This window comes from Marinisporobacter balticus, assembly GCF_004345705.1.
GTDB lineage: Bacteria > Bacillota > Clostridia > Peptostreptococcales > Thermotaleaceae > Marinisporobacter > Marinisporobacter balticus.
The window spans coordinates 1-5,997 of sequence record NZ_SLWV01000056.1; the positions used below are offsets into that span (position 1 = coordinate 1).

General features: G+C 31.1%; 6 protein-coding genes. 2 read left to right on the forward strand and 4 right to left on the reverse strand.

The features are described from left to right. Positions 1 to 162: 162 nt before the first annotated feature. The 4 genes from dapF to EV214_RS18305 all read right to left on the reverse strand — a co-directional run bounded on the left by dapF (position 163) and on the right by EV214_RS18305 (position 3,743). A complete protein-coding gene (gene dapF, locus EV214_RS18295) occupies positions 163 to 999 on the reverse strand; it encodes a diaminopimelate epimerase (RefSeq protein ID WP_132248423.1) in 837 nt (278 codons plus the stop codon). Positions 1,000 to 1,167: 168 nt separating this feature from the next. Beyond that, positions 1,168 to 2,451, reverse strand: coding sequence for a diaminopimelate decarboxylase (gene lysA, locus EV214_RS18300; RefSeq protein WP_207669732.1), 1,284 nt, complete (start codon positions 2,449 to 2,451; stop codon positions 1,168 to 1,170). A 538-nt stretch (positions 2,452 to 2,989) separates the two neighbouring features. Then, the gene (locus EV214_RS18920) at positions 2,990 to 3,145 is read right to left on the reverse strand and encodes a hypothetical protein (RefSeq protein ID WP_165916475.1); all 156 of its coding nucleotides are present in this window, start codon (positions 3,143 to 3,145) and stop codon (positions 2,990 to 2,992) included. A gap of 196 nt (positions 3,146 to 3,341) precedes the next feature. After that, positions 3,342 to 3,743 carry a hypothetical protein gene (locus EV214_RS18305; protein ID WP_132248425.1) on the reverse strand — a complete coding sequence of 134 codons (402 nt, stop codon included), beginning with the start codon at positions 3,741 to 3,743 and terminating at the stop codon, positions 3,342 to 3,344. Between the two features lie 381 nt (positions 3,744 to 4,124). On the opposite strand from EV214_RS18305, the gene EV214_RS18310 reads away from it, so the two are divergent. Beyond that, complete coding sequence (locus EV214_RS18310; protein ID WP_132248427.1) at positions 4,125 to 5,291, forward strand: FMN-binding protein; 1,167 nt, start codon at positions 4,125 to 4,127, stop codon at positions 5,289 to 5,291. Between the two features lie 13 nt (positions 5,292 to 5,304). Next, positions 5,305 to 5,925 (forward strand): response regulator transcription factor, encoded by a 621-nt coding sequence (locus tag EV214_RS18315; protein WP_132248429.1) that lies wholly within the window; start codon positions 5,305 to 5,307, stop codon positions 5,923 to 5,925. Positions 5,926 to 5,997 lie beyond the last annotated feature (72 nt).

Genomic DNA, 5,997 nt, shown 5'->3' on the forward strand with positions numbered 1-5,997 from the left:
CCCCTCATAGATTATGTTTACATAATATCATCAAAGAGGCGGAATATTTGATTGTAATTTTTCCCAATGTTAAATCATTAATACGTTATATATAGAAAACTATATATTTCTTAGAATAGGGCTAACTAACGGATGAGATAGCCGCATTTTAATTTTTTTATCCTACATATTTTCAAAGTTCCCTATACAGATAGTCGTTGCACTCCCTTTCATAAAAATTTCAAATGCATCCTTTAATGCAACTTCTATGACCCCGCCTTCTGCTTGTACACGCACATGATTATCAAGCTTATTCAAAATATTTCCAATAACAACACTTGAACAACACCCTGTACCACATGCTAGTGTCCTTCCAGCTCCTCTTTCCCATGTATATACATTTATTTTATTACGTTCTTTTACTTCTACAAAATTCACATTTGTCTTTTTAGGAAATTTGGGGTGCGCTTCTATTTTATATCCTAAATCGTTAATATCTATCCCTTTTATATCTTCAACAAAAATGACTGTATGGGGTACCCCTACTAATACAGAGGAAAATACAATATTTTTCCCATCTATTTCTATATGCTTTTCGATTACTTTTTCATCTTTACATAAAACAGGTATCTTTTGTGCATCAAATATAGGTTTTCCCATATTTACTTTCACTAACTTTACTTCTCCTTTTTCATCTACTTCAAGCCATATCGTTTTGATTCCTGCTAAGGTTTCAACCCTGAACACTTCTTTATTTACAATATGATGATCATATACAAACTTTGAAAAACATCGAACACCATTGCCACACATTTCCCCTTGTGAGCCATCTGAATTATAATAAACCATTTTCACATCTGCCACATCACTTTTTTCAGCAACCATTATTCCGTCTCCACCCACACTAAAATGTCGGTCGCAAACCTTTATTGCCAATTTTTCATAATCATCAATTTTCTGTTCTATTCCATTAAATAATACAAAATCATTCCCTGCTCCATGCATTTTCGTAAATTTCATCCTATATCCTCCCTTGTTACGAATATTTCCTTTTTCGTTTAATCTCTCACATGTCCTAACAAATTTTAGCTATTCTTCATACTTTCACAGAAACAAGAAAAATAGTCATGCATTAAATTTTTAGCTAATAAATCTATTTATACATCTATATGTTCTCATTATACCTTTTTACAATTCATTTTTTAATAAATCTTCATAAGTTTCTCGCCTTACCATTAATTGATCTTCTCCGTTACACACCATAACGACTGCTGGTCTTGGAATTTTATTATAATTACTTGACATAGAATAATTATAAGCTCCTGTACTCTTAAACGCTAAAATATCTCCCGAGTGAAGTTTTGGAACTTCTAAGTCATATCTTAAAATGTCTCCACTTTCACAACATTTCCCTGCGATTGTCACTACTTCATCTTTCTCTTGATCCATTTTATTGGCAACAACCACATCATATTTTGCACCATATAGGGCAGGTCTTGGATTATCTGGTATACCACCATCAACCCCTACATAAGTTCTTACATCCGGTATTTCTTTAATAGCCCCTACAGTATATAATGTAATCCCTGCTTCTCCTACAATCCATCTTCCTGGCTCTATAATTACTAAAGGTATTAAAAGTCCATATGTCTTACATTCATCTATGATCGTTTCCATAATAGCATCTGTAAAATAAGTTAAAGGTTTTGGTTCATCTCCTTTTTTATAATATATGCCAAATCCTCCACCCGTATTTAATTCTCTTGTTACAAATCCTGTTTTCTTTTTCATGTCATCCATTAATTTAACCAATATTTTTACAGCTTTTATATGGGACGAATGATCAAAAAGCTGGGAACCTACATGAAAATGAAAACCCATTAACATAATATTTGACAGATCCATTGCCTTTTTAACGGCCTCATTTATAATATCTCCCTTAAGAGGTATCCCAAATTTAGAATCTACTTGTCCTGTGCTGATATACTTATGGGTATGGCTATCTACACCAGGTGTAATTCTAAATAAAATTTCTACATTTTTTCCAAATGCTTGTGCTACGCTATTTAATAATTCTAGTTCATACAGATTATCAACAACAATTCTTCCTACATTGTTTTTTACAGCTATTTCTATTTCATCTAATGTCTTATTATTCCCATGAAAAATTATTTTTTCCATTGGAAAATCTGCCTTGATTGCTGTATATAACTCTCCTCCTGAAACAACATCTATGCCCAGACCTTCTCGCTCAATAATTTTGCACATTTTCATGGTTAAAAAAGCCTTACTTGCATAAACAGCCTTTGTATTTTCATATTTATTTAAGAAATCATCTCTAATTTCTTGACATCTTTCATTGATATGCTCCTCATTCATCACATAAAGCGGTGTTCCATACTTTTTAGCAAGCTCTATCGTATCACATCCTCCAAAGTAAAAATGATTTGTCATTTTATTGATCGCATTCATTACTTCATCTCCTTCACATTTTTATTTTAAAACGAATCTATACGCTCCAATTTAATCATTTCATATTTCATAAAAGGTTCATCACTAAGTAATTTACACAAAATCGAATATTTTAGTTATTTACTTTTATTTTTGCAATATCCATGCCATTTTATAAATAAAATGATAAAATAATTTTCATTTATAGATCATTATCTCTTCTCAGCGAATTAAATATACTGTTTTCTCTCTTCTGATGAATCATTCCTTCAAAAAAAACACGCTTTAAGTCCGTATTTTATTGACTTTAAACGTGTTTTTATTTTTTATATGATTTTCACTAAAAATTATTTTTAAATAGTCATTTTTTATTACAATTATTTTCATGAATTTAATTTTCATAAATATTTATATCTGTTAAAATATCTGTAGCTAAATTTCGTTCACTTTTCCGAACTAGCTCTTCAATCTATGTAAACATTCTATTATTAAATCCCTTATATATTGTGATTTAAAGTCTATTTATAGTTTTTCCGTTTTTTTGAACTTATTCCGGTTTTCAGGAATAAAGAGGTACTTCCTTCATAAATCCTTTTTCTTTTATATCTATTTCTTCTTTTATTTCTTCCATGATTTCCATTCTTTTATTCTGATATTCTTCAGCAGTGACAAATTTAATATCTGCCCCTTCTTCTCTACTACCTAATAAAACCAAATATGATTTTAATCCTAGTTTTTTATTTCCAGAAATCTCTGTACCTGTTTGATCATTTCCTTAATTATGTATGGTCATTAGATATAAATTTATTGCATCGTATATATTTCCTTCAAAATCTTTTTATCTACTCATTTACATATTTTAACGTTTGCCCATATTATTCCTTTTGAAACAGTATAGATCTCTTTTAATCTTAGTCTATATAATAAACATCTATCTTTTTGTTATGCTTCTTAGCCCACGCTACTATTTGTTCTACATTTTCAGCATCTACAATCGCTTTTTGCCCTGCGCCTTCCCTTGCAAAATAGAACATCGCTTTACCATTTCTTTTTTGAACACTAATACGCTGTATTTGCGAAAATTTTATTATTCTTTCTTTTGTTCTTTTCATTCTCTTTGTTCGAATCAATATCCCTTCTTGCGTGATAAAAACTTTTTTTTCACAAAAAGAAATATAAATCAAAGCTACGCCTACAAATACATTAAGATACTGCTTGTTATATATGGAATCTCCAATCCATACGATTACTACTGCTATAATCAAGTATTGATACATAGAAGATAGCTTGTTATGCGTATACGTCTTAATCATATTTTTTCTTCCTTTCTATTCCTATTTGTTTTTTTAATATAGGATTTTGGATCAACAAATACACGATATCTCTTCCTTAATAATATCACATTCATTGCTATATTTTCAATTTTATTAAAGTTTTGAAAGTTTTCTATCACAACTAAATCCATGTGGGCTATTTTACACAGAAGTTACAATCCGCTCATCTACAACCCGAAATCTTATTGAAATGCCTTTTTCTCGTTCCCACAACTTTCACATAATCTTCACATGGCTTTGTAGTAGATTTACATTATATATGCCCTTATAATCAAATTAACAGGAAGTTTTGTTTAAATGAAATTTGCCAGTACTAAATAATGTCTAGGCTATCGTATTTTATGAAAGAAGGTGCGTATTATGAAGAAAATTCAAAAATATCGTTTAGGAGTTCAGATTCTATGCTTAGTTCTTACAATAGCTGGATTTTTTGCTGATTTTAGAGGAACTATGCTAGTGATTATAGGGTTGATGCTTTTATCTGGTGTATTCTACTGTGGCTGGGTTTGTCCTTTTGGATTTATGCAAGATCTATTCAGTAAGCTAGGATCATTGTTGTGTATTAAAAAGAGAAAGATGCCAATAGCCATTCAAAAGGTATTGGTATTCAGTAGATATATACTATTGGGTCTTGTTTTTCTCATTGGATCAGATTTCATTTTTAGTATTATGTCATTTGATCCAAGAGTAAATTTTGAAAAATTATTGTTAGGTAACATGGTTGCAATTAGTTTTATTGGTATCCTGTGCTTCTTTGTATTAATTGCTTTATTCTTTGAAAGACCGTTCTGTAATTACTTCTGTTTTGAAGGAGCTAAGTATGGTCTAATGAGTTACTTTAGATTGTTTACAATTACAAGAGACAAATCTTTATGTGTGAACTGCAAAAAATGTGATAAAGCTTGTCCAATGAATATCGAGGTATCAAAATGTAATAACTTAAGAGCCCTTCAGTGCATTAACTGTTTCCAATGTGTTTCTAGCTGTCCTGTAAAAGGTAGTCTTCATTATGGTAAAACCAACATGAAAAAAAGAGAAAAAAAGAGATATTTAGCTATGCTTACAAGTGTATTAGTATTAATTGGCGCTTTCTTAGTATATAATATTTATAATGGAGATAATCCTTTAAATATTAAAAATAAGCACCATGCTGAAGCTAATGTTGATAAAAACACAATGATTGAACCTTTGCCGTCAACATCAGATGAGATAACAGTGATTACTGACAAATGTGTTGAAAATTTAGGAGATGGGTCAGGTATTGCCGACGGTGTATACACAGGTAAAGGTGAAGGCTTTAAAGGTACCATTACTGTGCAAGTGACAGTGAATAATGAACAGATTATAGCAGTAGAAGTCATAGAAAACAGAGATGATAAAAAATGGTTTAATAGAGCAAATGATGTTATACCTGATAGCATTGTTGATTCACAAAGTACTGATGCTAATGTGGTAAGTGGTGCAACCTATTCATCTAGAGGTATTATAGATGGTGTTAAGGATGCGTTGAAAAATCAAAATAGATAATGTGGTGATAAGTATGAAACAAATATTTCTAGTTGAAGATGAAAAGCCTCTAAGAAATTTATTAGTATCTTATCTAGCAGATGCTAAATACTATGTAAAAACCTTTCATAATGGATTAGATGCAAAGAAACCTGATCTATGGATACTTGATATCATGCTTCCTGGTATGGATGGATATGCCTTAATCAAACAAATCAAGAGCAATACACCTGAAATTCCCGTCGTATTCATGTCCGCTAGAAGTGCAGAACTAGATCGTGTAATTGGACTTGAGATGGGAAGCGATGACTATTTGCCTAAGCCATTTCTTCCAAGAGAGTTGGTCTTGAGAGTGAATCGCCTTTTGAATATAAAGAAGAAACAAGGTGAGGTAATAGTTCCTCTAGGCCCTTATACCTTTCATAGACAAAAAAGAATAATCAGCAACAGCCATGAAGAAATAGTCCTAACCGTGAAAGAGTATGATATTTTAGAGTTCCTTATAGATAACCGCGGCAATGCAATAAGTAGAACAAATATCATTGATGCAGTTTGGGGTACAAATTACTTTGGATCTGAAAGGGTCATAGATGACACACTTAGACGCCTTAGAAAAAAAGTTCCTCATCTGCTGTCGATTCTCAAATTAAAGTAGCAAAAATTCTCGGATTAAATGGGTATACAATAGGATAAAAAATCAAACGGTTCTCAGATTAAATAATTTGAT